This window comes from Methanobrevibacter sp. YE315 (genome assembly GCF_001548675.1).
Lineage (GTDB): Archaea > Methanobacteriota > Methanobacteria > Methanobacteriales > Methanobacteriaceae > Methanocatella.
Genome location: NZ_CP010834.1, coordinates 1,588,930 through 1,614,917, shown reverse-complemented (window position 1 = coordinate 1,614,917; position 25,988 = coordinate 1,588,930). Strand labels below are relative to the sequence as shown.

Here is a 25,988-nt window from a genome sequence, read left to right as displayed (position 1 = left end):
TTTATCTTTTTTCTTTCATTTCAAAGCAATTTTTAAGTTTAAAATTAATTTTTATAAATTAAAACAATAATTTTATTAAGTATTTTAACACAATATATTATCATGAAAGGAATTATAGGAGCTATTTGCGGAGATATAATCGGATCAACTCATGAGTTCAATCCAGGTAAAACAAAAGATTTTAGTCTATATAACAGAAAATCAATATTCACTGATGATACTGTAATGACTCTGGCAATTGCAAATTGGTTGGTTGAAGACAAACGTTCTAAAGATGTTCTAATCAGGAATTTGCAGTATTTTGGCAATTTGTATCCTAATGCCGGATATGGCGGAATGTTTATGCAGTGGATACAGGAGGAAGACCCCGAGCCTTATGGCAGTTGGGCAAACGGTTCTGCTATGAGAGTGTCCCCTTGTGCATGGGTGGCGGAATCCTTAAAAGAAGCTCAGGATTTGGCATATATGTCTGCGGCTGTAACTCATGACCATCCGGAAGGCATTAAAGGTGCTCTTGCCACATCAGATGCGATCTATCTGGCAAGGTGTGGTGCCGATAAGGATGAAATCAAAACTCATATCGAAGTAAGATATGAATATGACTTAAACCGCACGGTGGATGAAATAAGGCCTTATTACAGCTTTGATGTATCATGTGCAGGAAGCGTTCCCGAATCAATCATCTGCTTTTTGGAAGGGGATTCGTTTGAAGATGTAATCAGAAATGCGGTTTCACTTGGAGGAGATGCCGATACGCAGGCAGCAATAGCTGGAAGCATAGCATCCGCTTATTATGATGTTCCTAAAAAAATTGCATACAAGGCTATTCATCGCCTGGATTATACTCTATTAAACGTTTTCATTGATTTTGAAGAAAAGTTCATGTAGGAACTTTCTTCTATTTTTTATATTTTTTCATAAAGACAATGGTTATAACCAATGTTGCAATGACTGAAATCACATTGGCGATCATTGAAGGCAATCCCAAACCTTCAGGAGCTTGCAATATGTATCCAAAAGTAATTAATGTACATACTATTGCAGGGGCTAATGTAATGATGTAAGGTTTTTCTTTTTGAATCAGATAAATTGTGCCCGCAAACAATACTGCTGTCGCGATTATTAATTGGGCCCATGCAAAGTATCTCCAGATTAATGTAAAGTCAACAAAAGTCAATGCGAATGACGCAATGAATAAGGGCACCGCTAATTTTAACCTTGACTTAATGTTTTCCTGGTTAATATTGAACACGTCGGCAAAAGTTATTCTTGAACTTCTAAGTGAAGTATCACCGGTAGTGATTGGACAGATTACCACACCGATAACCGCTAGAATCACTCCAAGCGGACCGAGCAGGGCCAATGCCATTTCATGTACGGCTACGGATGGTGTTGCACCATAGATTACCGCAAGCTGTGGTTGGCCGTGGAAAAATGCCATTGCAACGGCTGCCCAGATTAAAGCTGTTATACCTTCCAGAACCATTGCGCCAAAAAATACAGGTCTTGCATCATTTTCATTTTTCATGCATCTGGCAACAATAGGGGATTGGGATGCGTGGAAACCGGAAATGGCTCCGCATGCAATTGTAACGAATAAATATGGGAAAATTGTTTTATCAGTAAGGTATAGTCCTTGTGTTGTGAATTCCGGAATGGTGTATGCAGGATTGAGAAGTAAAGCTCCTATCATAAACACAGCCATAAGCAGGAATAATGCTCCAAAGATAGGGTAGATTTTCCCGATAATCTTATCGACCGGAAATACTGTTGCGATTAAGAAATAGATAAAGATTATTACAATCCATATGAATGCATCCACATTTGTTAGTTTTGCAAGCAAATCTGCAGATCCTGTAGCAAAAGTGGCTGCAACAAGAACGCCTGTAATGATAATGATAAATGCGATAAATTTCTGAACTGTGTTTCCAAGATATTTGGCAATAATGTTTGGCATTGTTAACCCGTCATTTCTCAAGGACATGAATCCTGAGAAGAAGTCATGTACGGCTCCAATGAATATTGTTCCAAGTACAATCCATAAAAATGCGGCTGGACCGAATAATGCACCTTGTATAGCTCCAAAAATAGGACCCAGTCCGGCAATATTTAAGAAATGAATCAGAAAATTCTTCAAACGGGATAGTGGTACGTAATCAACGCCGTCATTTATCTCATATGCTGGTGTTGTATTATTCTCATCAACGCCAACAACTTTTTCAATAAGTTTACCATATAAAAAATATGAACCGATCAGTGCTAAAAAACAAATTAAGAAACTATACATGTAACATAATTTTAGAGGTTAAATTATTTAAATTTTAAGCAAGACTTTGGAATCCTATCCTTTTTTTGAACTTATGTTTAATCTCTTTTATTATTCTGCTTTTTGGATTTCATCTTATTCAGCTGATTCATGAACCTTTCATCATAGTTTCTTGCAACGTCCTCGTATTTGTTCCAGATTCCAATAGCTGTCTGGGGGATAACGTTTCTCTTGTCCTCTGTAAATTTGGTGTAGGTGTGCATCATCTCTTTTGAATCTGAAATCAGCACTTTTACAAATGGAATGTCGGCTTTTTGGATGGGGATGTCGTTTTCCTTAAAGAATTCAATGATGTCAAATTCTTCATTGTTGATGTAGCATGTCGGTGAAGCCAGTATGTTCACATTCAATTTTCGCCTTTTTTTAAATGCTTTAACCAGGGCTTCCCCTTCGCCTTCGAAAAGGAATCCTATTCTCATGTTGATTGAACTTTTTGCACGGCTGATGATTTCTATTTCCTGTGAGATGATTTTGTCAACGCCGTATATTCTCCAGATTGGTGCTTGAACCTGGCTCATACCGTTCTCATATATGTAGGTTAATCTTGTTATTGTGTCATCTATTTCCGAGTTTATTTTTTCTTTTTCTCGGCTTAGCACTTCGACGGGGGATTTGACGTTATATGTCAGTGGTCTTCCGTCTTCGACTTCAATAAAATTCTTTTTAACCAATCCTTTAAGCACATCATATATTTTGCTTCTTGGAATATCTGATTTTTCAGCTATTTCGGCTGCATTTGATGATATCAATGAAGTGAGTGTTACGTATGCCTGTGCTTCATACATTGTAAGTCCGATTCCTTTAAGTATTTTGATATTTTCGTCCATGTTTAATGTTTTGTTGTAGATAATATATAAATTTGTTACTTTTCACCCTTGAAAAGTGACAAAATACTTATATACTAACTGACTGAAATCTATAATTAACAATAATTAAGAGGTAATTAAAATGGCAGACGGCTTAGATATGTTTTGTTATCAATGTTCCCAAACCGCTAAAGGTACTGGTTGTACTGTAAAAGGTGTTTGTGGTAAAAATGCAACTGTAGCAAGATTACAAGATAATTTAATCTTTACTATGAAAGGAATTAGTGCTTATAACTACAATGCAAATGTTTTAGGAAAATTCGACCCTGAAATTGATGCATTTTTAACCAAAGGTTTATACACCACTTTAACCAACGTCAACTTCGACACTAACGACTTAGTTGCATTAGCTCTTGAAGCAGGTAAAGTCAGCGTAGATGTAATGAGATTGCTAAAAGATGCTCACATTGAAGCTTACGGCGAACCACAACCTGTAGAAGTGAAAGTGGGTGCACAAGAAGGACCAGCTATCATTGTAACCGGTCACGACTTGAAGGCATTAGAAGAATTATTAAAACAAGTGGAAGGGACTGACATTAAAGTTTACACTCACTCTGAAATGTTGCCGGCTCACGGATACCCTGGACTCAACAAATACGAAAACCTGGCAGGTCAACTAGGTGGAGCATGGCATGACCAAAGAACAATCTTTAAAAAATACAATGCAGCAATCGTTGGAACCAGCAACTGCGTATTGCCTGCACTCGATGCATACAAAGAAAGAATGTTCACAATGGATGTGGCAAAACTTGAAGGCGTAAAAACAATAGAAGATTATGACTTTTCAGAAGTTATCGAATGTGCAAAATCCTTAGGATCTTTAGAAGCTGAAGAATTAACCACAATCACAACCGGTTGGAGTGCAGGAGCTATCGTAGAGCATGCAGATGCAATCAAAAAATTAGTTGAAGAAGGCAAAATCAGAAGATTCTTCGTTGTAGGAGGATGTGACAAAGCAGCAAAACACAATGACTACTACAGAGAATTCGTTCAAAACTTGCCTGAAGACACTGTTATCTTAACCTTGGCATGCGGAAAATACAAGTTCAATGATTTGGATTTAGGAGATATTGAAGGCATCCCAAGATTATTGGATGTAGGTCAATGCAATGACACTATTGTTGCAGTTGATGTGGCAGTAGCATTATGTGAATTGTTCGACATGGAATTGAATGAATTGCCATTGACTATTGTCCTCAGTTGGATGGAACAGAAAGCGGCCGCAGTACTCTGGGCTTTACTCTACTTGGGCAAAACCGACATGTGGATCGGACCGGTACTTCCTGCTTGGGCAAATGAAGACATATTAAATGTCCTGGTTGAAAACTACAACTTAACTCCAACAACCGGCGATGCAATAGCCGACATAAAAACCATAATGGGGGAATAGTTCATGAACGAGGATATTAAGGCTAAAGCTTTAAATATCCAATCCTTATTGGATTATCAAAAGGACAGTGTAGTAAGCCGTGAAGTAATCAAAAAAGAGTTGGGTACAGTCACATTCTTTGCCTTTGACCAAGGTCAGGGATTGTCTGAACATTCAGCTCCCTTTGATGCAATGGTTCAGGTCATTGACGGTGAAGCGGAAATCACAATTTCAGGTGTAAAAAATACCGTAAAAGCAGGTGAAATTATTATCATGCCAGCTAATGACCCACATGCACTTCAAGCTGAAAACAGTCCATTTAAAATGATTTTAACCATGATAAAAAGTGATTAATTTCATTTTTATATTTTTTTTATTTAATTTAATACTATTTTTTAACAAATCTCTCTTAAAAATTAGAAACATGGATTGTGGTGGTTATTTTTTCCACCATATTAAAATCCAATCCGCTTTGTCTTTGACATTATAATATTTTTTTGTTTCCTCATCATAGGAAAGTATTCTTTTTAAATAACTCTTTAGAAGTTCCTTTTCTTCATCATCATATAAATCCAGCCTGAATTTGCCATTGTCCATAGCTTCTTCAATGCTGTCATATTCACGGTAATTATTCAGGTCAAACCTTTCGACATTTGCGTAAATCCCCAAATTAAATAGGATATTGAAGAAATAGTTGTAATCCGGGAAATCTTCTGTTTTAATTCCTAGTTCCTTGTCGAAATCCTTTTCGATTTTCTTGTTTTCCGGTCCGAAAACAGTTATGAAGACGTATTTGTTGGCTATTTTATCCAATTCAAGCAACACTTCATCAATCGGTATGATTCCATTTAGAGATCTTGAGCAGATTACGACATCAACATCTCCGATATCTTCATATCGTATTTCCTCAATAGGCTTTAGAATGGTTTCAATATTGTCAATGTCATTGTCACTAGCCCTTTTTTCCAGATATTCCAACATTTTGGTTGATGAATCAAGTCCAATTACCTTTTTTACCCTTTTGGCTATTGGGATGGTAACTGACCCTTCACCGCAGCCCACATCCAAAACGGTATCGTTTTCATCTAAAATCAGGCTGTCAAATAACGCATCCTGATAATCATCTTTACGGGTTCTTTTGTAAAATCCGGGTGCAGCCTTGTCCCAATCTTTATTCTTTTTGTTTGCCAATCTTTCAGCCCAGAAACTCACCCAATCGACATCATTGGGGTTTTCAATGTATTGCTTCATATTCACACCTTTGTCTTTCCGGTCAGGACGTTCTGGTAGTCTTCATAGTTTTCCTTTAAGAGTTCAGGGATATCCAGTTCATATGGGCACTTGTCTACACAGGAATAGCATTCTGTACAGTCCAGTGTATGTTTCATCATTTCCTGGGTTTTTTCATCTAAATTTGGTTCGGTCGGAAATCTTCTAATCCAAAGTGACATTCTTCCGCATAGGCTGATGTTTATTCCTTCAGGGCATGGCATGCAGTATCCGCAGCCTCTGCAGAAATTAGTTCCGAGTTCCTTTTTGTCCTTTTCAATGAGGGCTCTTAAATCATCATCCAAAACGGTGTTTTCATCGTATGATAAAAATTCATTGAGCTCTTCTAGCTTTTGGATTCCCCAAATCGGCAGGACATTGTCGAATTGGTTTAGGAATGCGTAGCTTGCTTTTGAGTTTTTAATCAGTCCTCCGCCCATTGCCTTCATGGCAATGAATCCTACATCCAATTGTTTGCATTTTTCAACTAGTTGTATTTCCTCTTCACCGCTCAAATAGGAGAAAGGATATTGGAGTGTTTCGTATAGTCCTGAATCGAGCGCTTCATGGGCATGTGTGATTTTGTGTGTAGTTATTCCGATATGTTTTACCAGACCTTGCTCTTTTGCATCAAGCATTGCCTTGTATAAATCGTCATCTTCCTTTGGGCAGAAGGAGATGTTGTGGAACTGATGCAGGTCAAGATAATCGGTCTTCATGTTTTTAAGTGATGTTTCCAGATCGCTCCAGAAGTCTTCCACAGTTTCGGCTCCGCTTTTTGTTGCAAGATAGATGTTTTCCCGAACATCGCTCAATGCACGTCCAATCTTTTCTTCGCTGTCTGTGTAGAAATGTGCAGTATCGTAGAAATTTATCCCGTTTTCATATGCGGTTTGAAGAATTTCGATTGAATCGGCCATGTTTCGTCTCTGAATCGGCAGTGCGCCGAATCCGTTTTTGTTTACTTCAAGATTAGTTTTTCCAAGCCTCATTTTAAACCATCCCAAACTTCACTCTTTTTGGATTCATGCTAAATCCCATAATATTTGGTATGTTAAAATGAGATAATAAAATTATTTGATTTATTGGAATTTTTGTAAAAAAAGAATAGGATTAGAAGATGAATATGCATCTTCTAACTTAAATTTTAAAATTTATTTTCTGTTTTTTCTGCAAGGGGCAAATCCAACTGCAAGCAATGCCAGAAGCAATGCCAATATAGGATTTCCTGTTGCAGTTGTCTTTTCAACATTTGAAGATTCAATAGTTCTGTTGTGTTCATCAGTGCCGTTGCCTTCTACAGTAATGGTCAACTCAAATTCCATCGCTTCGTATTTGTCGTCACCTGAGTAGTATACTTTGATGTCGTGTTTTCCTGGGGATAACCTTTGAATATCAAAGATCGCTTTGCCGTTTTCTACCGGTGCAGTGTAGTTTTCACCGTCAACGGTAATTGTAACTGTACCTGTTGCATCTTCAGGAAGAGAAATGACAATCTTGCCGCTGTCATCACTTGAAACATTCTGAGCGGATACGTCAGGTTTGACTTTGCTCACTGTAAACGAAATGGTGGTCTCGGATGGACCGTAGTTATCGTCACCTGAATAATTGATCTTGGCTGTTTTATCGCCCGCACTCAAATCAGGAATGTCAAAGACCGCTTTGCCGTTTTCTACCGGTGCAGTGTAATTGGCACCATCCAGTTCTACGGTGACTGTGCCTGTCGCATCTTCCGGCAGGGTTACGGTAATTGTCTCATCTTCGCCCACTTTAATGTCACTTGAATCGACATCAATGGTTGCGTTTTTGGAACTGACTGTAAACTCGTCTGATTTGGTGACGCTTTCATAGTTATCATCACCGTTATAGGCAACAGTTACAGGATATTTTCCAGCCTTCAGATTGTCGAGGCTTAAGGTTGCCCTGTTATCTGATTTTAAAACGTTTGAAAACGCAGCAAAGAGTATCTCTTTGGACTCACCATTGAGCTCAAGTGTCTCGGTAATGCCGTTGACAGTGACATTGACAGTTCCCGGAACGTCGCTTTTAATGGTTATGACTTCCACCTCACCACAAGTGATGTCGGATACCTCCAAGGAAAGGCTTGGTGAGAACTTGGAAACAGTAAACATGGCAGAATCATCAGACTCTTTGGTCTTATCGTCTGCATAGTTGATTATAGTGATTGTGTAGTTTCCGGCATCCAAACCACTAATTGTAACCTCATCGTCAGCAATTATTATGTTATCTTCAGATACTGGAGTTCCATCGCTATTCTCAACAATGACACCGACATTGCCTGTTCTGTTTTCGATTGAGTATCTGACAGTGACATCCTCGCCGTAGTTTGCATTGTCGATAGGCTCGATTGTAACTTTTGATCCGGCTTTGGAAACAGTGACAGTGACAGTGGTATTGGATGCAGCATATTTTTCATTTCCTGAGAAATTGATGTTTATGACTGCTGAGCCTTCGCCGCAAGCCACTATTACACCATCAGAATCAACAGTTACTGCATCAGGATTGTTGCTTGTGAAAGTCACATTTCCTTTGGCATCGCTAGGATTTAAGGAATAGTCTACTTTGGACTCATCAGCAACATACATCTCTGAAGCGGCGCTTGCACTGATTTCTGTAGGTATTTTGGTCACTGTTATTGTTACTGTGGTGGAGTTTGGTGCATATACTCCATCTCCGCCAACACTGACGGTTATGGTTGCATTGCCTTCGCCAACGGCAGTAACCTGGCCATCATCCACTTTGACGATGGACTCATCGCTGGAAGCAAATGTGACATCTAAGCCCTCAGGGGTTGTTGTAGCAGTTATTGTGCTGCTTTCACCAACCATCAACTCTAAGGATGAATTGTCAACAACAACTTTGGCATCGTTTAGTGTTACTGTAACTGTGATTGTCTTGCTTTGCGCTGCCGCATACTTCTCATCACCTGCAAATGAAACGGTGACTGTAGCATTGCCTTCGGTTATGGCAATGATATTGCCGTTTTCAACCTTGACAATGTTTTCATCACTGGAAACGAAGGTTAGATTGCCTGCATCTGCAGGAGTCAGATTCGCCACATCGCTGACCATTTCATTCACTTTCAAATCGAGAGTGTCATTGGTTAAGTTAATTTCTGTAGCGATTTTACTTACTTTTACAGTGACATTGGTGGAATTGACAGCGAAGGTAATGTTATTGCCGACAGTTAATGTAATGACGCAGGTACCTTCACCGACAGCAGTGACAATACCGTAATCAGTGACAGTAGCAACAGACTCATCACTTGAGACATATTCAATATTCAAGAAACGAGGAACTGCTGTAGCGTTAAGGTCATACCGGTCATCAACCTTCAAGTCAACGGTATCATTCTCAACGCTAACTCTGGCATCCCTTAATGAAACATTAACAGTAATTGTTTTGTTTAAGGCAGCCGCATACTTATCATTACCCTCAAATGAGACGGTAACAGTAGCAGTACCTTTACCTTGAGCAAAAATCATGCCCTCGGAAGCTAAGACAATGCTTTCATCACTGGAAACAAAGGTTAAATTGCCTGCTTCAGCAGGTATCAATTTCGCAACATCATCAACCCACTCATTTACTTTCAAATCGAGAGTGTCATTGGTTAAGTTAATTTCTGTAGCGATTTTACTTACTTTTACAGTGACATTGGTGGAATTGACAGCGAAGGTAATGTTATTGCCGACAGTTAATGTAATGACGCATGTGCCTTCACCGACAGCAGTGACAATGCCGTAGTCAGTGACGGTAGCAACAGACTCATTACTTGAGACATATTCAATATTCAAGAAACGAGGAACTGCTGTAGCGTTAAGGTCATACCGGTCATCAACCTTCAAGTCAATGGTATCATTCTCAACGCTAACTCTGGCGTCCCTTAATGAAACATTAACGGTTATTGTTTTGTTTAAGGCAGCCACATACTTATCATTACCCGCGAATGAGACGGTAACAGTAGCAGTACCTTTACCTTGAGCAAAAATCATGCCCTCGGAAGCTAAGACAATGCTTTCATCACTAGAAACATAGGTTAGATTGCCTGCCTCGGAAGGTGATAATTTCGCAACATCACTAATCCACTCATTCACTTTCAAATCGAGAGTGTCATTAGTTAATGTAATCTCGGTAGGTATTTTGGATACTGCGACTTTTACGGAAGTTGAGTTTTCTGCGTATACGCCATCTCCGCCGACACTGATGGTTATGGTTGCATTACCTTCACCAACAGCAGTGACTTGGCCGTTGTCCACTTTGACGATTGACTCATCACTAGATGTGTAGGTTACATTTAAACCATCAGGTGTTGTTGTAGCAACTATTGTACTGTTTTGGCCAACCAATAAGTCCAATGAGGACTGATCAACATCAACTTTAGCATCATTAAGTGTCACGGTAACTGCGATTGTCTTGCTTTGCGCTGCCGCATATTTCTTGTCACCGGCAAATGAAACTGTGACAGTGGCATTGCCTTCAGCAACGGCAATAATCTTGCCGTTTTCAACCTTGACAATGCTTTCGTCGCTTGATGCGTATGTCAAGTTGTCAACTGGTGCGTCGGCAGGTGTTAATGTTGCGCCTGCAGGGGTTTCCCCCTTGACTTTTAACGCTACGGTTTCATTGGCGATATTGATTTCGGTAGGTATCTTTGTAACTGTCACATCTACAGTGGTTGAGTTTTTGACGTATGCCATGTCATCACCAACGCTGACTGTAATCACGGCAGTTCCTGCACTGACTGCTACAACTGTACCATTTTCATCAACAGTTGCAACGGATTCGTTGCTGGAAGCAAATGTCACATTCAAGCCCTCAGGAGTGGTAGTTGCAATGATTGTATCATTGGAACCGATATTCAGCTCCATGGTGTCATTGGCAACGCTTACGGATGCATCCTTAGGCCCTACGATAATGAGAACCTCAGTGGAAGCGTTGTTGTAATTGTCATCGCCGAAATACTTGATTGTGGCTGTGGTATTTTCGATTACTCCCGGAACATTGAAAGTGGCAACGCCGCTCACAATAGTTGCGCAGTACAGACCATCACCAACATAGGCCCTGGCTTCACCGGTAGCGTTTGCAAAACCTGTGACAATAATAGTAGCATTATCACCAAAACATATAGGATCGCAGGTGGCCTGAAGGGTTAAATTGTCCTTAACCTTAATTTCAATAGTTTGATGAACGTTTTCTATTGATGCAGTCACTCTGGCGGTTCCTACCTTATCTGGAGCGTATGTGATTGTCTCTCCGAATTGTGTGACGTTTTTGTTAACGTTTCCGTTGGTTGCAGTGACTGTCAGGTTGACAGGCATGAGAAGGGAAGTGTTTGTGTACTTGCCTTCGGTTGTGCCTGCATTGTTGTTATAGACAAACAGGTCAAAGGTAATGTCGGTTGGGTCTAGGCTTGTGAGGACATCTGGGTTGGCAGTGGCATTCAGATACAGCCAGTTATTAGGGTTTATATTAACTGTGTTGGGCTGCACTGCATAGTCGGTTGCATTATTTCCAAACCAATTGAAATCGATATTGGAAGCATCATCATTTTTAACGAAATAAATTTCACTATTACAATCATTATCTAAAAAGATATTATTATTAATAGTCAAATTGTAATTTCTACCGTCGTTGTAAAAATAGATAAGACTATGACCTGCATTGTTATTTACAAAAATGTTGTTGGAAATCTGACCATTAGAACAATCAGTATCCCAACAAATAGCACCACCAATATCACTTGCAGTGTTATCCACAAAAATACAACCAGAAACACTACCATAATCACTAGCTCCCCAACCAATAGCACCAGCGTTATACCTAGCACTGTTATTCACAAAACTACAACCAGAAACATGTGCATTATTACAAAATGTCATTAAAAGAGCAGCAGTATTACTTGCATTATTGTTAACAAAACTACAATTCGAAACATTCGCATTAGCACTATTATCCCAATAAATTGCACCAGCGTTATACCTAGCACTGTTATTCACAAAACTACACTCAGAAACAACACCATCCGCACTACCTTCCCAATAAATAGCACCACCATAATTACTTATGTGGCCATTTTTGAATGTAATATTCTTTATTATTACACTTTGAGAGCCTTCAATCTTGAATATTCTTGATTGGCCTTTTGCATCGATTGCATATCCGTTACCGTTGATTGTGACATTCCTGTTTCTTATAACTACACCTTCAGTGATTGTGTCCAGATCGTTGTAGGTGTAGTTGCGTGTCAGATTGATGACTGAATTTGCACTGGAATTGTCTATTAGTTCCTGCAATAGGTCGAAGTCCCCTTTTAGAGAAAGTTCAACTGTCTGTTTTGCATTCGCTATTTGTGCGGTTACGCTACCGGTTCCGGAACTTGCTGGAGTGTATGTGATTGTTTCACAGAATGTTGTGACGTTTTTGCTAACTTTTCCTTTGGTTGCTGTGACTGTCAGGTTGACCGGCAGGAGAAGAGAAGAATCATACTTGTCTTCAGGCATTTGTGAAGTATTGTTGTAAACAAACAAATCAAAGGTAATGTTTGATGAGTCCAAAATTGAAAGTTCATTTGGACTGGCAGTGGCATTCAGATACAGCCAGTTGTTAGGCTCAATAGTATCTGTTTTTGGATGTGCTGCATAGTCGGTTGCGTTGTTTCCAAACCAATTGAAATCGATATTGGAATCAGCAACAGTTTGATAGGAAGAAATTTCACTAGGACAATCATTATCTAAAAAGATATTGTTGTTAATAGTTATTTTTTTACCATCATAAACATTGCGGAAATAAATAACATTTTCCCATGCATAGTTACTTACAAAACTACAACCGGAAATACTACAATTATCAGCATCATTCAAATAAATAGCACCCCCATCACCATAAGATGCAGTGTTGTTCACAAAACTACAACCGGAAATACTACAACTATCAGCATCATTCAAATAAATAGCACCACCACCAACTAAACGTCCATTGGCGTGGCCGTTTTTGAATGTAATGTTCCGTATTGTTATATTTGTGGATTGGAAAAGGGCGAATATTCTTGATTTGCCTTTTGCATCGATTGTATATCCGTTACCGTTGATTGTGACATTGCTGTTATTTATCAGTACACCATCATCCATGTTGTCCAAATCATTGTAAGTGTAGTTGCGTGTCAGATTGATAACTGAATTTGCACCGGCATTATCTATTAGGTCCTGCAATAGGCCGAAGTCCCCTAGGGGAATTTCAAAGGTCTGTTTTGCATTCGCTATCTGTGCTGTTACGCTAGATTTTCCATGACCTGTTGGAATGTATGTGATTGTTTCACCGAATGTTGTAACGTTTTTGTTAACGTTTCCGTTGGTTGCAGTGACTGTCAGCTTGACAGGCATGAGAAGGGAAGTGTTAGCGTACTTGCCTTCGGTTATGCCTGCAGTGTTGTTATAGACAAACAGGTCAAAGGTAATGTCGCTTGGGTCTATGCCGGCAATTCCGCCATGGCTAGCAGTATCATTCATATACAGCCAGTTATTAGGGACAATATTAACCGTGTTTGGCTGTGCTGCATAGTCTGTTGCATTGTTTCCAAACCAATTGAAATCGATATTGGAAGCATCATCCATACGATAGAAAGAGATTTCACTAGCACAACTGTTATTTAAGAAAATATTGTTGTTAATAGTCAAATTAGAACCAGTCCAGTCGAAAAAATATATAATAGAATCACTTGCATTGTTGTTTACAAAAATGCTGTTGGAAATCTTGCCATTAGAAACCATGTTCCATCGAATAGTATTACCATTACTTGCAGTGTTGTTCACAAAACTACAACCAGAAACCTGACCATTAGTACCATCCCAATAAATAGCAGCACCATCACGTGTATGTGCAGTGTTGTTCACAAAACTACAATCAGAAACCTGACCATTATCACCATTCCAATAAATAGCACCACTATCATAAGCAGTATTGTTCTCAAAACTACAATCAGAAACCTGACCATTATCGCCATGCCAATAAATAGCACCACCATCATGAGATTCATGGCCGTTTTTGAATTTAATATTCTGTATTGTTACATTATCTGAGTTTTGAATCAAGAATATTCTTGATTGGCCTTGTGCGTCCAAAATTGCGGAATTACCGATGATTGTAATATCCGTCTTATCGATTTTAATCTCACGATTCCAGTCATTGTAGTAGGTGCCCGGTTTGAGATAGATGGTGTCGCCGGAATGGGCTTGATAAATAGCATCTTGAATAACGCTGAATCTGTAATCACTGACAGGAATAATGTCTCCAAGCGGTTCTTTGCCGTTTGTAGCACCCAACTTATCTTGAGAAACATTCTTTTCATCAGATGCGGAGTTGATTGCCGAACCATTTCCTTTTGAAGTCGAATCGAAAGCTGATTCCTCAATTTCAGCCTCCAGGGGTTCGCTTTGATAGTCTCCGCTGGCCTGTGAAACCTCATCACTGTAATCCTGCGTTAGGTTGGCATCTAAAGTATCCTGAGCTGCAACAGAAGTCAAACAGATGAAAACACTTAATACAATTAAAATGCTGATAAACAGCTTTTTCTTGTTAATCGTTTTATTCACATCCATTTAAAAAATTAAAGTTCAACAACAAATTACATTTTTAAGTTCGACTACAAATTTCTAGATTATATAAAATATTCAAACCTATCGGCCGGAAAGGATTTAATCATATTGCAAAATCTGGACCGAACATGAAGACTTTTCAGATATCCAACGATTAAAACTTTGCCTCTTGACCAAATTATCCAAGTCAATTAGATTTAAACTTTATATCAATTTTATTTCTGTTATATAAAATATAAAAATTTTATAGATTTCTAAAAAAGTTTTGATGAAATCATCAGGCGACACTTTCAGTATCCATTCATTTTCAATATGGCATAAAGAATCAGTATGACCGCCAAAATCATAATCGAGGTTTTCGCAGAGAAGAACATTGTCCTTCTAAATTCCTCATCTTTGACTTCTCCCTTTTTCATTATCCTTTCCTTTTCAAAGGAGCATTTCTGATAGATGGATTCAATGTCTTTCGGAAGCCTTCCATGTTCATTCAGCATGTTGATGGTTTTGTTCAGGTATTTGACGGCTTCGGCATCATCGCCGAGATTCACGCAACAGAATGCTGCCTTGTAGTTGAAATTGGTGACCAGTTCAAGGTCATCCTCGACTTTGCTTTCGTAGCTTAAACAGTTTTTATAATTTTTCAATGCTTCCTTGTACTCTCCAAGCTCAAAAAGTGCATCTCCCTTTGCATTAAACCCGACTAATGTATCTTCTTCCTGCAAAGACTTGTTTAAATATTCAAGGGCTTCTTCATTCCTTCCGTTCTTCTGAAGCATTTGGCCTTTGTACAAGTCAGACTTCTGGTTGCTTCCAAACTGATTTTCATAATTGTTTAAAAGTCTCAATGCATCCTCATAGCGTTTGGCCTGTATCAGCAGTTCAATTTTACTCATTAAGACTTCCTTTTTAGAAATGCGCGGCTCTTCAATTTTGGAATAATTCGCATAGTTTTTATATGCTTTATCTATGAATTCCAATGATTCATCTATGTTTCCCTTGTTGAACCTTGACATTGCCTTGTCACATAACACATTAACAGATTTTGGCTGCCTTTCCAGATACGCATCAAAGTACTTTTCACCGTAATCTCCGCTGTCATGGCTTTCATCATAATATTGATAGTATAATCCTTTCTCTTCAAGTGCAGGCAGATGGTCTGCATCTATCAATAAATCTAAAATAAGTAAGTATGATTCGACATCATCTTTTCCATGTCTTTTTCTGGCTATTTTAAGAGCTTCACTAAAGTTATCATCTTCAATATATTGCTTTGCTTGGCTAACGGCATCACTCATCTTATCAACCTAAGTTTCTTTTATCTACTCCTAATAGCTACTCTCGTTAATATTATATATCTTCAATTAAATAAATAATATTGCTTATTTTTATTAAATTAATTAAATGTGATGATTAAATGAATGATTTAGAAAAGATTATTTATAAACATGCCCTGTTGAATGCAGCCAAACATAAGGGAAGTGCAAATCCCGGTGCTGTAATGGGTTCAATCATGTCAAACGAACCGGAACTTAGAAGCAAGGCAAAAGAGATAGGTCCAATGTCAGGCAAAATTGTAGCAATGGTAAATGCGTTAAGCCCAGAAGAGCAAGCCTCAGAAATGGAAAAGTTAGGTGTGGAAGTTCAAGACAAAAAGCCTAAAGCTAAAGAAGTCGGCTTGCAGGAGCTTCCTGGAACTCATGAAAACATCGTCTTGAGATTTGCTCCGAACCCAAGCGGGCCGCTTCATATCGGACACTCAAGAGCTGCAGTTCCAAATGCGGAATATGTAAAAAGACACAATGGTAAATTGATTTTAAGAATTGAGGACACAGATCCGAAAAGAGTCTATGAACCAGCATATGAAATGATTCCTGAGGATTTGGAATGGCTTGGAATCAACGCAGATGAAGTGATTTACCAGTCTGACAGGTTTGAAATCTATTATGACTATGCCCGCCAATTGATTGAAAGCGGCGCAGCCTACATGTGTACCTGTGACGGTGCAACTTTTAAGGAGCTTAAGGATAACTGCAAAGCTTGCCCATGCCGTGACAACAGCGTGGAGGAAAACCTTGAATTATGGGAAAAGTTCGATACAATGGAAGCCGGCGAAGCGGTTTTAAGGGTAAAGACAGATATCAACCACAAAAATCCCGCCATTCGTGACTGGGTTGCAATGAGATTGGTCGATGAAGAGCACCCTCGCTTAGGCACCAAATACAGAATATATCCGATGATGAACTTCTCTGTTGCAGTTGACGACCACTTGATGGGATTGACTCATGTTTTAAGGGGAAAGGACCATCTGGCAAATACTGAAAAGCAGAAATACCTGTATGATGCTATGGAATGGGATACCCCTGAATACATCCATTATGGAAGGCTTAAAATGGAGGATATTGCATTGAGCACATCCAAAGCCATGGCAGGAATTGAAGACGGAACCTACTCAGGATGGGATGATCCAAGGCTTGGAACATTAAGGGCCATTGCAAGACGTGGAATTGACCCAAGAACAATCTATAACCTAATCACAGAAATCGGTGTTAAAATGGCGGATTCAGCAATCAGCTGGAAAAAGATTTATGGATTAAACCGCAACTTCCTGGAGCCAATAGCCAACAGATACTTCTTCTGTGAGGACCCTGTGGAAATTGAAGTCGAAAACTATGAAGACGGTGAAGTCATAATCGAAAGGCCGTTGCACGCTGACCATCTGGACAGGGGAAACAGGCTATTGCCTTTCAATGGAACCGCTTATCTGGCGGCTTCAGACATCAATGACGGAATTTTCAGATTGATGGATGCAGTCAATGTTGAAATCAGCGGAGATAATATTGCTTATCATTCCACATCATTTGAAGATGCAAGAGCGGTTAAAGCAAGAATCATCCAATGGGTTCCAACCGAAGACAATGTGAATGTAAAAATAGTCATGGATGATGCATCCATTAAGGAAGGTTTAGGTGAAAGCGCACTTAAGGATTTGAGTGTCGGTGATGTTGTCCAGTTTGAAAGGGTTGGATTTGCACGTTTGGATGAAGTTAAAGATGATGAATTAATATTTTACTATGCACATAAATAGGTGATCAGATGACAATGTTTTCAAATGGTTTTTCTACATTAGTAATGCCGAAGGATTTTGAGCCTATTGCAACTAAAGATGAATTTAATGACATGTATCTGGTAAATACTAAAATCCCAATGTCCATTAAATTCTCAACAACCCCCACCCTGGTTGGCCTTCCGGCTATAAAGGATGACATTGAAAAAAACATAAAGACCAATGAAAAGATCAATTTGATAGCATCTGATTTTCTCCCGATTGACGATAAGATTTACTATATGGTCGTATCTTCATTTTCTGATGGTGAAAATGAGGTGCGCCGCAACGAATTCCTATATGTGGAAGACAACAATCTCTATATTTTCGAATACACCTATCCTTATGCTGACAGGGAGTTGGATGACTTCTATTTGGGTGTAATCCGTTCATTGAAGATAGTCGTTCCAAAATACATAGTTGAAAACGGAAGCTATAGGATTAACAAGGAATGAATGATTAATGAATTTTGGGGATTTTTTGGCTAAAAATCCATCCCCCTAAAATTCTTTATATGTTAATATTATTTTTAAGTGTAGTTTTTGAGGCATTATTCAAAATCAGATATTCTTTTACCGGCAGCTGACCGGATTGTTTTGTTTGAGTCGTTTTTTGCAAGGTCTGTTAAAACAGTCTTGTCGCTTATTTTTTCGATTGCCGCCAATCGGACTGTTTTGTTTGAGTCGTTTTTTGCAAGGTCTGTTAAGACAGATTTGTCGCTTATTTTTTCGATGGCTGCCAATCTTACTTTTTTATTGGTGTCGTTTTTGGCAATTTCAGCTAATTTTTCAGGATTATCCAATTTTTGAACTTCCAGCATTCTCTCTTTCCAGTCTCCATGCTGCCATTTTGATTTTTTAAATCTGTCAAAAAATCCCATAAAATCACACTAGCTTCATGATAAAAAAAGTATTGTTAAATGATTGTCAAGATGAAATTAAAAAAAGGTAGTAAAAAGATATTTAGTATATCTTTTTAACATCTTCCGGTTTGATGGTTATGTTTTTACGTCTGTACCTGACAGAGATGTCATCTCCATTGATGGCATAAACTTGGCTTGAATAGGTTTCGCCTAAATGGTTAAATATGATTTCATCTCCTCTTTTGAGTACAACTTCATTATTGTTTAGATTAATTTTTATATTGTCCTTTGAAGGTTTGTTTTTGATAGCTCCGATTTTTTCTTCAGCAAGTTCAGGTTCTGGAGCAGGAGTTTTTGCCATATTGAAGACTTTGCGGGTGTTTTCTTCTCTTAATCTTTGCTCATCGTCAAAGCTAGGAATGTCATCGAATGTATCATCATAATCAATATGGGTTTCATTGATGATAGGTTCAAATTCATCGAATTCATTCACATTTCTGATGTAGGACTCTTCGACTTCTCCAAATCCTTCAGTTTCAGGGGTTTCTTCCTGTTCAAAGACCAATTTTTCTTTAACTTCCTTGAATATTTTAGAACCTTTAATCTTATTGGCAAGTTTATCTAAATCTTTTCTGTAATCTAGATCCATGTCTTTTTCTTCTTCGTTATAAAGGGTTGAATCTTCAATTGGAGCTCCAAATGAATTATCTTTGCTTTCTCCAATTTTGCTTGGACTTTTAAGGGTTGGTTCTTTGATTTCCTCATTTGGAATGTCTATTTCATCATCTTCAGCGTCCAATAACACGTCTGTAATGTTTGTTTCTTCAGAAATGCTTTCGATTTCTTCTTCACTTTCTTGGGAAGCTGAGGTGATCGCTTCTTCAATATCCTTTTGGGTGGTAATTGGAGTTTCTATTTCAGGGGTCTCTTCGATGATTTCACTGGATGGTTCTTCACTGATGATTTCTGAAATCTCTTCTGGAGTTTCATTGAGCAGTTCTTCGATAGTGTCATTTTCATCGATGATTTCTTCGATTAGTGGTTCATCAATCTTATTTTCTTGTTTTTGTTTAATGCTTTCCTTAATTTCAGTTAAATCGTCATCTTCAGTGATTTTTTGTGATTCTTTTTCTCTTTCATTATCTTTTCTTTTGGATTCTTTAATCAATTCATCGATAGTGAATAAATCTTTTAATTCGGTTTTATCTTCTTTATTTTGAGTCATAATATCCATCTGGCTTTGTTTAATTGGTTCTTGAAATTTTTTTACTTCATTTCCATAATTGATAAGGACTTGATTTTCAGATTCGTATTCAAATCTTTTAAATTGTTCGTTGTTTGCTTCTGGAACAATGTAAGCATCATCTTTTGGTATGGAAGTTCTGTTTCCATATAATGATTTGTTTGCTGAATGTTGGGATGAATTTCTACTTAAAATATTATTGCTTTTTTCTTTCCTTGATGAAATGATGCCGCTAAGGCCTTTAGTACTTGAAATGATAGGATTTTCGCTAGTTTCCAGTTCGTCATCTTTATAGTGTAATTTAACCAGTATTATCGCAATCATACCGATTAACGCAATTGTTATCCAAATTAATATAGTAATTCCGTTCATAGTTTCCCAACATTTTATAGTTTATATGTATATGTATGTAATATTCCTTAATTTAAATATTTTTATAATTCCCATTATTTTGAGTAAAATTGTTTATTTTATAAATGGAATTATCAAATTCATATTATAAAATCGGATAAAATTAATATGCTAAAATGAAGTTTTTTTTAGTAAAATTTGAATAATGAGATATTTTATATATTGTTAAAATAAAATATAAATTAGATTAATAATTTATTATGAGGATTAATCATGGTTGTTAAAATTAATGAAAACTATCTTAAATTAAAAAGTAGCTATCTTTTTGTTGAAGTGGCTAGAAGAGAATCTGAATTCGTAAAAGCAAATCCTGATGCAAATGTAATTAAAATGGGTATCGGGGACGTAACAAAACCTTTAGTCCCTGCTGTTGTTGAAGCTTTCCGCGATGCCGTTGATGAGATGGGGGATGCCGAAACATTCATGGGATACGGTCCAGAACAAGGTTATGAATTTTTAGCTGAAGCGATTATAAAAAATGATTATGAAAAATATGGAATTTCCTTAGACACATCAGAAGTATTCATAAGCGATGGAGCTAAGTGTGATACAGGTAACATTCAGGAAATATTCGGCATTGACAATAAGATTGCCGTAACCGATCCTGTTTATACAGTTTATGTTGACACCAATGTAATGGCCGGAAGAACAGGAGAAATGGGTGACGATGGAATGTATGAAGGATTGACATATCTCAAATGTAATTCTGAAAATAACTTTGTCCCTGAATTGCCGTCCGAACCGGTGGATATTATTTACTTATGCTATCCGAACAACCCGACAGGTACTACATTAACCAAAGACCAATTAAAAGTATTCATCGATTATGCAAAGGAAAACAAAGCAATTATTTTATTCGATGCAGCTTATGAAGCATTCATAAATGAAGATAATGTTCCTCACACTATTTATGAAATTGAAGGTGCAAAAGAGGTAGCTATCGAATTTAAGAGCTTTTCAAAAACTGCAGGTTTTACAGGAACTCGTTGCGCATACACTGTTGTGCCTAAGGAATTGATGGGATATGACAGCCAAGGCAATGAGGTTGAAATCAATCCGTTATGGAACAGAAGACAAACCACTAAATTCAATGGATGCTCTTACCCAGTGCAAAAAGCTGCTGAAGCAACCTACACTGAAGAAGGTCAAAAACAAATCAGGGATGTTGTAGACTATTACATGGAAAATGCAAAAGTGATTCGTGAAAGCTTATCTGATTTAGGTTTAGAGGTCTACGGTGGGGTAAGTTCTCCATATATTTGGGTAAAAGCACCTAATAACATGGATTCCTGGGCTTTCTTTGACTTATTATTAAACGAAGCTAATGTAATCGGAACTCCAGGTTCCGGATTTGGTCCAAGCGGGGAAGGTTATTTAAGACTCACTGCATTCAATACATTGGAAAATACTAAAGAAGCAATGGATAGGATTTCAAAATTAGAATTTTAGGTGTTAACATTGAAAGTTATAGAAAAGGAAATAACTATTGAAGAAGGCGATTCATTTAAAATGGTATTATCCAAATATGGTGCTTTAGGTCTTGACAAACAGGAAAATCTCTCAGATTTAATCGGAGATACTAAAGGCGAGTTGGATTTAGAAAACGGCTTTGTAACCTTCGGCGATATTAAGATGCCTGTTCAGATTTTAGGATTCTATTCCGATGAATTGAACCAATGGTCCTGGGCATGGGACAATGAGGACATCTTCGGTGAAAACTTAATTAAAGCGGCAAGCAAAATTAAAGCTGTTGGGGATGAATTCGAAATTGTAGAGTTTAGCGCACCCATAATCCAATTAGATTATGATGCATGCCATTCAATAGCAATGACCGCAACCGCCTTTTTGAATTATGATGCTTATTATGCCGTTTCAGAAGATGGATTGGATATCTTTGTAGCTGTTGAATCTGAAGACATCAAGGAAGACAATTCCCTTTTAAAATTCAGAAATACCTTTTACAATTTCCAGAAAAATTTCAAGATTTATCCTAAAATCGCTTTTGAGGCATATACCAAACTCAAAGGGTACATATATAAGCCTCATGACGATTTTGCAGTAGCAAAAATTGGTGAAAGTAGGATAATTGTTGGTTTCACCGAAAGAGGAAATATCACACGTATATTGATGTATGATGAAGAGGAATAGTGGTAAAATGAATCCGGATTTAGTTGAAGAAATCGAATATATGAAGGATTTGCTTGCTAAATCTGGTTTTTTCTCATCCGATGAAATAATTGAGATATTGGAAGACCAATTTATTGAGGAAGATATTGACTTTACCGATTGTGAAGTTTCTCCAAATGATTATTCCTGTGAGAATTTTTCCAGATTGGAGAAGGTTTTTAACGGATTGGTATCTGAAAACATTGTAGCTATTCACAATTGCGGCTATGATATTGAGGAAGGTGTCGGAGATGCATTTGAACTTTTCGTCCATTTGAATAATAATAAGTTCAATGCAGAAGGCTTCTGTTTTTACACCTTCGAGGATATTGAAGAAGCAGTCTTTGAAAATAAGTTAAGAATTACCTTCGGTGATTTTGAAAACAGTGAAGAAAAGGCATTGGAAATTGGAAAAATTGTTGCTGAACATTTGAAAAATGAAGAGTTTAATATTAATTGGGACGAAACTGTTAACAACCAAATTGAGATTAATCCGTTTATATGGGACAAATCATACGATGATGAAAAAGAATATGAAATTGAAGGAGCTTATGAGGTTTTTGTAAATAATAGGTGTTAAAATGAATACGGAATCTTTAAATTTAATTCGTGATGTGATTATTAATTCAGGTAAATTTACTTCAATCGAAATATCCCAGGATTCTATTTATTTAGGATTCAAGGATGTTGAACTAGGAATTCCTAAGGCTGACGAAGGATTCTCATTGACTGTTCGTTTTGCTGAAGATTCTTTTATAACAGCATTCTATAACAATATTTGGGATATTGAGTTTCTATCCAAGTATAATTATAAAAGCCAATTATTAAGCGAAGACGTCCTTTTCAATATTAAAGATGTCAAATTCATTGATTTTGAATATCTCAATACATTTTTCTACAATTTCAAAAAGGAAAAGACAATTACCGTCATGGACGATTTTGATATTCACAATATTCGCAATGACTTTTTCATGTTAGTTGAAACTAATGAAATAGCCCTTGTCGTTGGTGGAAATCAAATGGATTTCTTTTCACCATTCGAGAGGTTGGATGATTCTTCACTGCGTGAACTTTCAAACCAATGGGTTCTTTATCTTTTGAAATATCATCAAAAAAGGAATATCATTAAAGATCCGATGTGTGAAGACCATCCGTTGTTGTTTGATGAAAAATAATTTTTCCATCATTGGAAAAAGCTTTTTAATTATGAATTATATAGTTAATATGGTTGGAAATTTTACTGATTTCCAAAAAAATTGATGTTTAAGGAGTTATTAAATGACTTGTAGTATTCTAGTTGGCGGAGCATGGGGTGATGAAGGTAAAGGAAAATGTATTACTTACCTTTGCGATGCTGATAAACCAGATATAATTGCTCGTGCAGGAGTAGGACCAAATGCAGGGCACTCTGTTGAATTCAACGGAGAAAAATATGGTTTAAGATTAACCCCCTCCGGTTTTGTACATACTGGCGCTAAACTCATGATTGGTGCAGGAGTTTTAGTGAATCCGGATGTATTATATAAGGAATTTGAAGATTTAAAAAAATATAATGTAAAAGAAAGAATGTGTATTGACCCTAGATGTGCTATTATTAATGAAGATCACTTATCCAGGGATAAGAACTCTGAATATCTGTCTAAAAAGATAGGAAGTACCGGTTCAGGTTGCGGACCTGCAAATTCTGACAGGGTAATGAGAACTATTGAGATAGCTCGCGATATTCCGGAATTGGAGGAATACCTTACTGATGTGTCTTTAGCATGTAATGAAGCTATTGATAATGGTGAGGAAGTATTTATTGAAGGTTCTCAAGGATTTGCTTTATCTCTTTATTATGGATCTTATCCATTCGTAACTAGTAAGGATACCACTGCTTCAACCTTTGCTGCAGATGTAGGTGTTGGACCAACTAAAATAGATGAAGTCATTAATGTATTCAAATCTTACATTTCCCGTGTTGGAAGCGGACCATTCCCGACAGAAATGACTCAAGAGGAAGCTGAAAGACAAGGTCTTGAAGAATATGGTGTTGTAACCGGTCGTCGTAGAAGAATTGGTTACTTTGACATGGAGCTTGCAAAAGAATCCTGCAGAATCAATGGTGCAACTCAAATTGCTTTAACTTGCGTTGACAAATTGTTTGACTGTGCCCGTGTTCAAGACTACGGTGAATTATCCGCTGAAACTAAAGCATTCATAGAAGATATTCAAACTGAAACCGGTGTGCCGGTTACTATTATTTCAACAGGTCCTGATTTAAAGGACACTATTGATTTAAGAAAAGAGTTGTTATAACTTCTTTTTTTTCTTTTTTTATTTCATACACTAAACAAGGATTATATTTCTTCAATTCTTAGATAATTAGTTTTTTTCGCCTCGCCTAATGGAAATCCTCCAGTAACCACTATCAAATCTCCTTTGTTTAGGCCTAAGTGTTTTTGAGCAATTATTTTCGCATTCTCAACCATCTCATCAGTGCTTTCATATATTTCTGTAACGACTGGTTTAACGCCAAAGTTTAAAACAACTTTCTCTGCAATGTGGTTGGAAGGACAACATGCCAGAATTATTGTGTTTGGTCTAAAATTGCTGATGCTTCGAGCTGTAAAACCGGTCATGGTGGTTGTGACTATCGCTTTAATGTCAGAAAATTCAACGGCACCTACAACTAGTTTGGCAATTGTATCGCTAACGCCGATTGTTCCTTTGTAAGCGACATGTTTTGTATAATCAATAGTGGATTCTACATATTTGCATATTCTATTCATTATTTCAACTGATTCAATCGGATGTTTTCCAATGGTGGTTTCTCCGGAAAGCATAACGCAATCAGTTCCATCTAATATTGCATTAGCCACATCCGATACCTCTGCTCTTGTAGGTCTTGGATTTTCATACATGGAAGCCAACATTTCAGTGGCGACAATAGCAAACTTGCCCTTTTCACGACATTTCTTAATAATGCTCTTTTGAAGCATCGGCAGCTTTTCCATTGGAACTTCCACTCCCAAATCTCCTCTGGCCACCATAATGCCGTCAGATTCATCAATTATGTCATCTATATTTCCGATGCCCTTGTGGCTTTCAATTTTTGAAATAATAAGTGCATCTCCTCCGGATTCCTCGATGATTTTACGGGCTTCAATCACGTCTTCTTTAGTGGTCACAAATGATAATGCCAGATAATCACAGGAGTGCTGTGCTGCAAAGGCGATATCCTTTTTGTCTACTTCACTTATAAAATTTAATTTCAAATCAACTCCAGGAACATTGACTGTTTTATTATCCTGAATCTTGCCATTGCCTAAGGCTTTCAATACAACAAAATCATCCTTCTTATCAATGACTTCCAATTCAAGCAAAGCGTTATCTATCAGCACTTTGTTTCCTATGTTTATAAAGTCTATGGCCTCGCTATGATTGACTCCGAATTCCTTTTCATCACCATGTATGCAGGTCTTACTCATCTTGATGGTATCGCCTTCATGAATGGTAATGCCCCCATCGTTAAATTTCAGTGTTCTGAACTCAGGTCCTTTAGTATCATACATAATGGCGACAGGAACGTTGGTTTCTTTACGTACTCTCCTAATAACGTCAATTGTTTTCAGTATATCTTCTTCGGTGGCATGGCTAAGATTAATACGTGCACAGTCCATACCATTTTTAACCATTTCACTCATAACCTCAACAGAATCAGATGCCGGACCTATACTACATATAATTTTTGTTTTTTTCATATTATCATCTTAAAATAA

General features: G+C 37.5%; 19 protein-coding genes. 10 read left to right on the top strand and 9 right to left on the bottom strand.

Going from position 1 to position 25,988, the window contains the following annotated elements; all coding sequences use genetic code 11:
- The first annotated feature begins 102 nt into the window (after positions 1–102).
- Positions 103–888, top strand: coding sequence for an ADP-ribosylglycohydrolase family protein (locus TL18_RS07210; protein WP_067043563.1), 786 nt, complete (start codon positions 103–105; stop codon positions 886–888).
- Between the two features lie 10 nt (positions 889–898).
- On the opposite strand, the gene TL18_RS07205 is transcribed toward TL18_RS07210, so the two are convergent.
- Both TL18_RS07205 and TL18_RS07200 read right to left on the bottom strand, forming a co-directional pair.
- Complete coding sequence (locus TL18_RS07205; RefSeq protein WP_067043559.1) at positions 899–2,287, bottom strand: carbon starvation protein A; 1,389 nt, start codon at positions 2,285–2,287, stop codon at positions 899–901.
- Between the two features lie 77 nt (positions 2,288–2,364).
- Positions 2,365–3,153 carry a TrmB family transcriptional regulator gene (locus TL18_RS07200; protein ID WP_067043557.1) on the bottom strand — a complete coding sequence of 263 codons (789 nt, stop codon included), beginning with the start codon at positions 3,151–3,153 and terminating at the stop codon, positions 2,365–2,367.
- A 121-nt stretch (positions 3,154–3,274) separates the two neighbouring features.
- Between TL18_RS07200 and hcp the strand changes: the two genes are divergently transcribed.
- Together hcp and TL18_RS07190 are read left to right on the top strand one after the other, a co-directional pair.
- Positions 3,275–4,582 (top strand): hydroxylamine reductase, encoded by a 1,308-nt coding sequence (gene hcp / locus TL18_RS07195; RefSeq protein WP_067043554.1) that lies wholly within the window; start codon positions 3,275–3,277, stop codon positions 4,580–4,582.
- A 3-nt stretch (positions 4,583–4,585) separates the two neighbouring features.
- Positions 4,586–4,915, top strand: a complete 330-nt coding sequence (locus tag TL18_RS07190) for a cupin domain-containing protein (RefSeq protein WP_067043551.1) — start codon at positions 4,586–4,588, stop codon at positions 4,913–4,915.
- An 84-nt stretch (positions 4,916–4,999) separates the two neighbouring features.
- Here the strand turns inward: TL18_RS07190 and TL18_RS07185 are convergent, their stop codons facing one another.
- From TL18_RS07185 to TL18_RS07170, 4 genes are all read right to left on the bottom strand, one after another.
- Positions 5,000–5,812, bottom strand: coding sequence for a class I SAM-dependent methyltransferase (locus tag TL18_RS07185; protein WP_067043548.1), 813 nt, complete (start codon positions 5,810–5,812; stop codon positions 5,000–5,002).
- Between the two features lie 2 nt (positions 5,813–5,814).
- A complete protein-coding gene (locus tag TL18_RS07180) occupies positions 5,815–6,822 on the bottom strand; it encodes an aldo/keto reductase (protein ID WP_067043545.1) in 1,008 nt (335 codons plus the stop codon).
- Between the two features lie 162 nt (positions 6,823–6,984).
- Complete coding sequence (locus TL18_RS07175; RefSeq protein ID WP_067043541.1) at positions 6,985–14,445, bottom strand: Ig-like domain repeat protein; 7,461 nt, start codon at positions 14,443–14,445, stop codon at positions 6,985–6,987.
- A gap of 287 nt (positions 14,446–14,732) precedes the next feature.
- Positions 14,733–15,737 (bottom strand): lipopolysaccharide assembly protein LapB, encoded by a 1,005-nt coding sequence (locus TL18_RS07170; RefSeq protein ID WP_067043538.1) that lies wholly within the window; start codon positions 15,735–15,737, stop codon positions 14,733–14,735.
- 119 nt (positions 15,738–15,856) lie between these two features.
- Here TL18_RS07170 and TL18_RS07165 point away from each other — a divergent pair, with 119 nt between their 5' ends.
- A complete protein-coding gene (locus TL18_RS07165; protein ID WP_067043535.1) occupies positions 15,857–17,527 on the top strand; it encodes a glutamate--tRNA ligase in 1,671 nt (556 codons plus the stop codon).
- Positions 17,528–17,535: 8 nt separating this feature from the next.
- The gene (locus tag TL18_RS07160; protein ID WP_067043532.1) at positions 17,536–18,000 is read left to right on the top strand and encodes a hypothetical protein; all 465 of its coding nucleotides are present in this window, start codon (positions 17,536–17,538) and stop codon (positions 17,998–18,000) included.
- Between the two features lie 95 nt (positions 18,001–18,095).
- Here the strand turns inward: TL18_RS07160 and TL18_RS07155 are convergent, their stop codons facing one another.
- Together TL18_RS07155 and TL18_RS07150 are read right to left on the bottom strand one after the other, a co-directional pair.
- Complete coding sequence (locus TL18_RS07155; RefSeq protein ID WP_067043529.1) at positions 18,096–18,425, bottom strand: HEAT repeat domain-containing protein; 330 nt, start codon at positions 18,423–18,425, stop codon at positions 18,096–18,098.
- Between the two features lie 82 nt (positions 18,426–18,507).
- Positions 18,508–20,022, bottom strand: a complete 1,515-nt coding sequence (locus tag TL18_RS07150; protein ID WP_067043526.1) for a hypothetical protein — start codon at positions 20,020–20,022, stop codon at positions 18,508–18,510.
- Positions 20,023–20,274: 252 nt separating this feature from the next.
- On the opposite strand from TL18_RS07150, the gene TL18_RS07145 reads away from it, so the two are divergent.
- The 5 genes from TL18_RS07145 to TL18_RS07125 all read left to right on the top strand — a co-directional run bounded on the left by TL18_RS07145 (position 20,275) and on the right by TL18_RS07125 (position 24,525).
- On the top strand, positions 20,275–21,510 hold the full coding sequence (locus TL18_RS07145) for an LL-diaminopimelate aminotransferase (protein WP_067043524.1): 1,236 nt from the start codon (positions 20,275–20,277) through the stop codon (positions 21,508–21,510).
- On the top strand, positions 21,511–22,209 hold the full coding sequence (locus tag TL18_RS07140; RefSeq protein ID WP_231483594.1) for a DUF6882 domain-containing protein: 699 nt from the start codon (positions 21,511–21,513) through the stop codon (positions 22,207–22,209).
- Positions 22,210–22,216: 7 nt separating this feature from the next.
- Positions 22,217–22,807: a DUF6891 domain-containing protein gene (locus TL18_RS07135; protein WP_067043516.1), complete on the top strand. Its 591-nt coding sequence runs from the start codon at positions 22,217–22,219 to the stop codon at positions 22,805–22,807.
- A gap of 1 nt (position 22,808) precedes the next feature.
- A complete protein-coding gene (locus tag TL18_RS07130; protein WP_067043512.1) occupies positions 22,809–23,402 on the top strand; it encodes a hypothetical protein in 594 nt (197 codons plus the stop codon).
- A 103-nt stretch (positions 23,403–23,505) separates the two neighbouring features.
- Positions 23,506–24,525, top strand: coding sequence for an adenylosuccinate synthetase (locus TL18_RS07125; RefSeq protein ID WP_067043509.1), 1,020 nt, complete (start codon positions 23,506–23,508; stop codon positions 24,523–24,525).
- Between the two features lie 41 nt (positions 24,526–24,566).
- Here the strand turns inward: TL18_RS07125 and pyk are convergent, their stop codons facing one another.
- Positions 24,567–25,970: a pyruvate kinase gene (gene pyk / locus TL18_RS07120; protein ID WP_067043506.1), complete on the bottom strand. Its 1,404-nt coding sequence runs from the start codon at positions 25,968–25,970 to the stop codon at positions 24,567–24,569.
- Positions 25,971–25,988 lie beyond the last annotated feature (18 nt).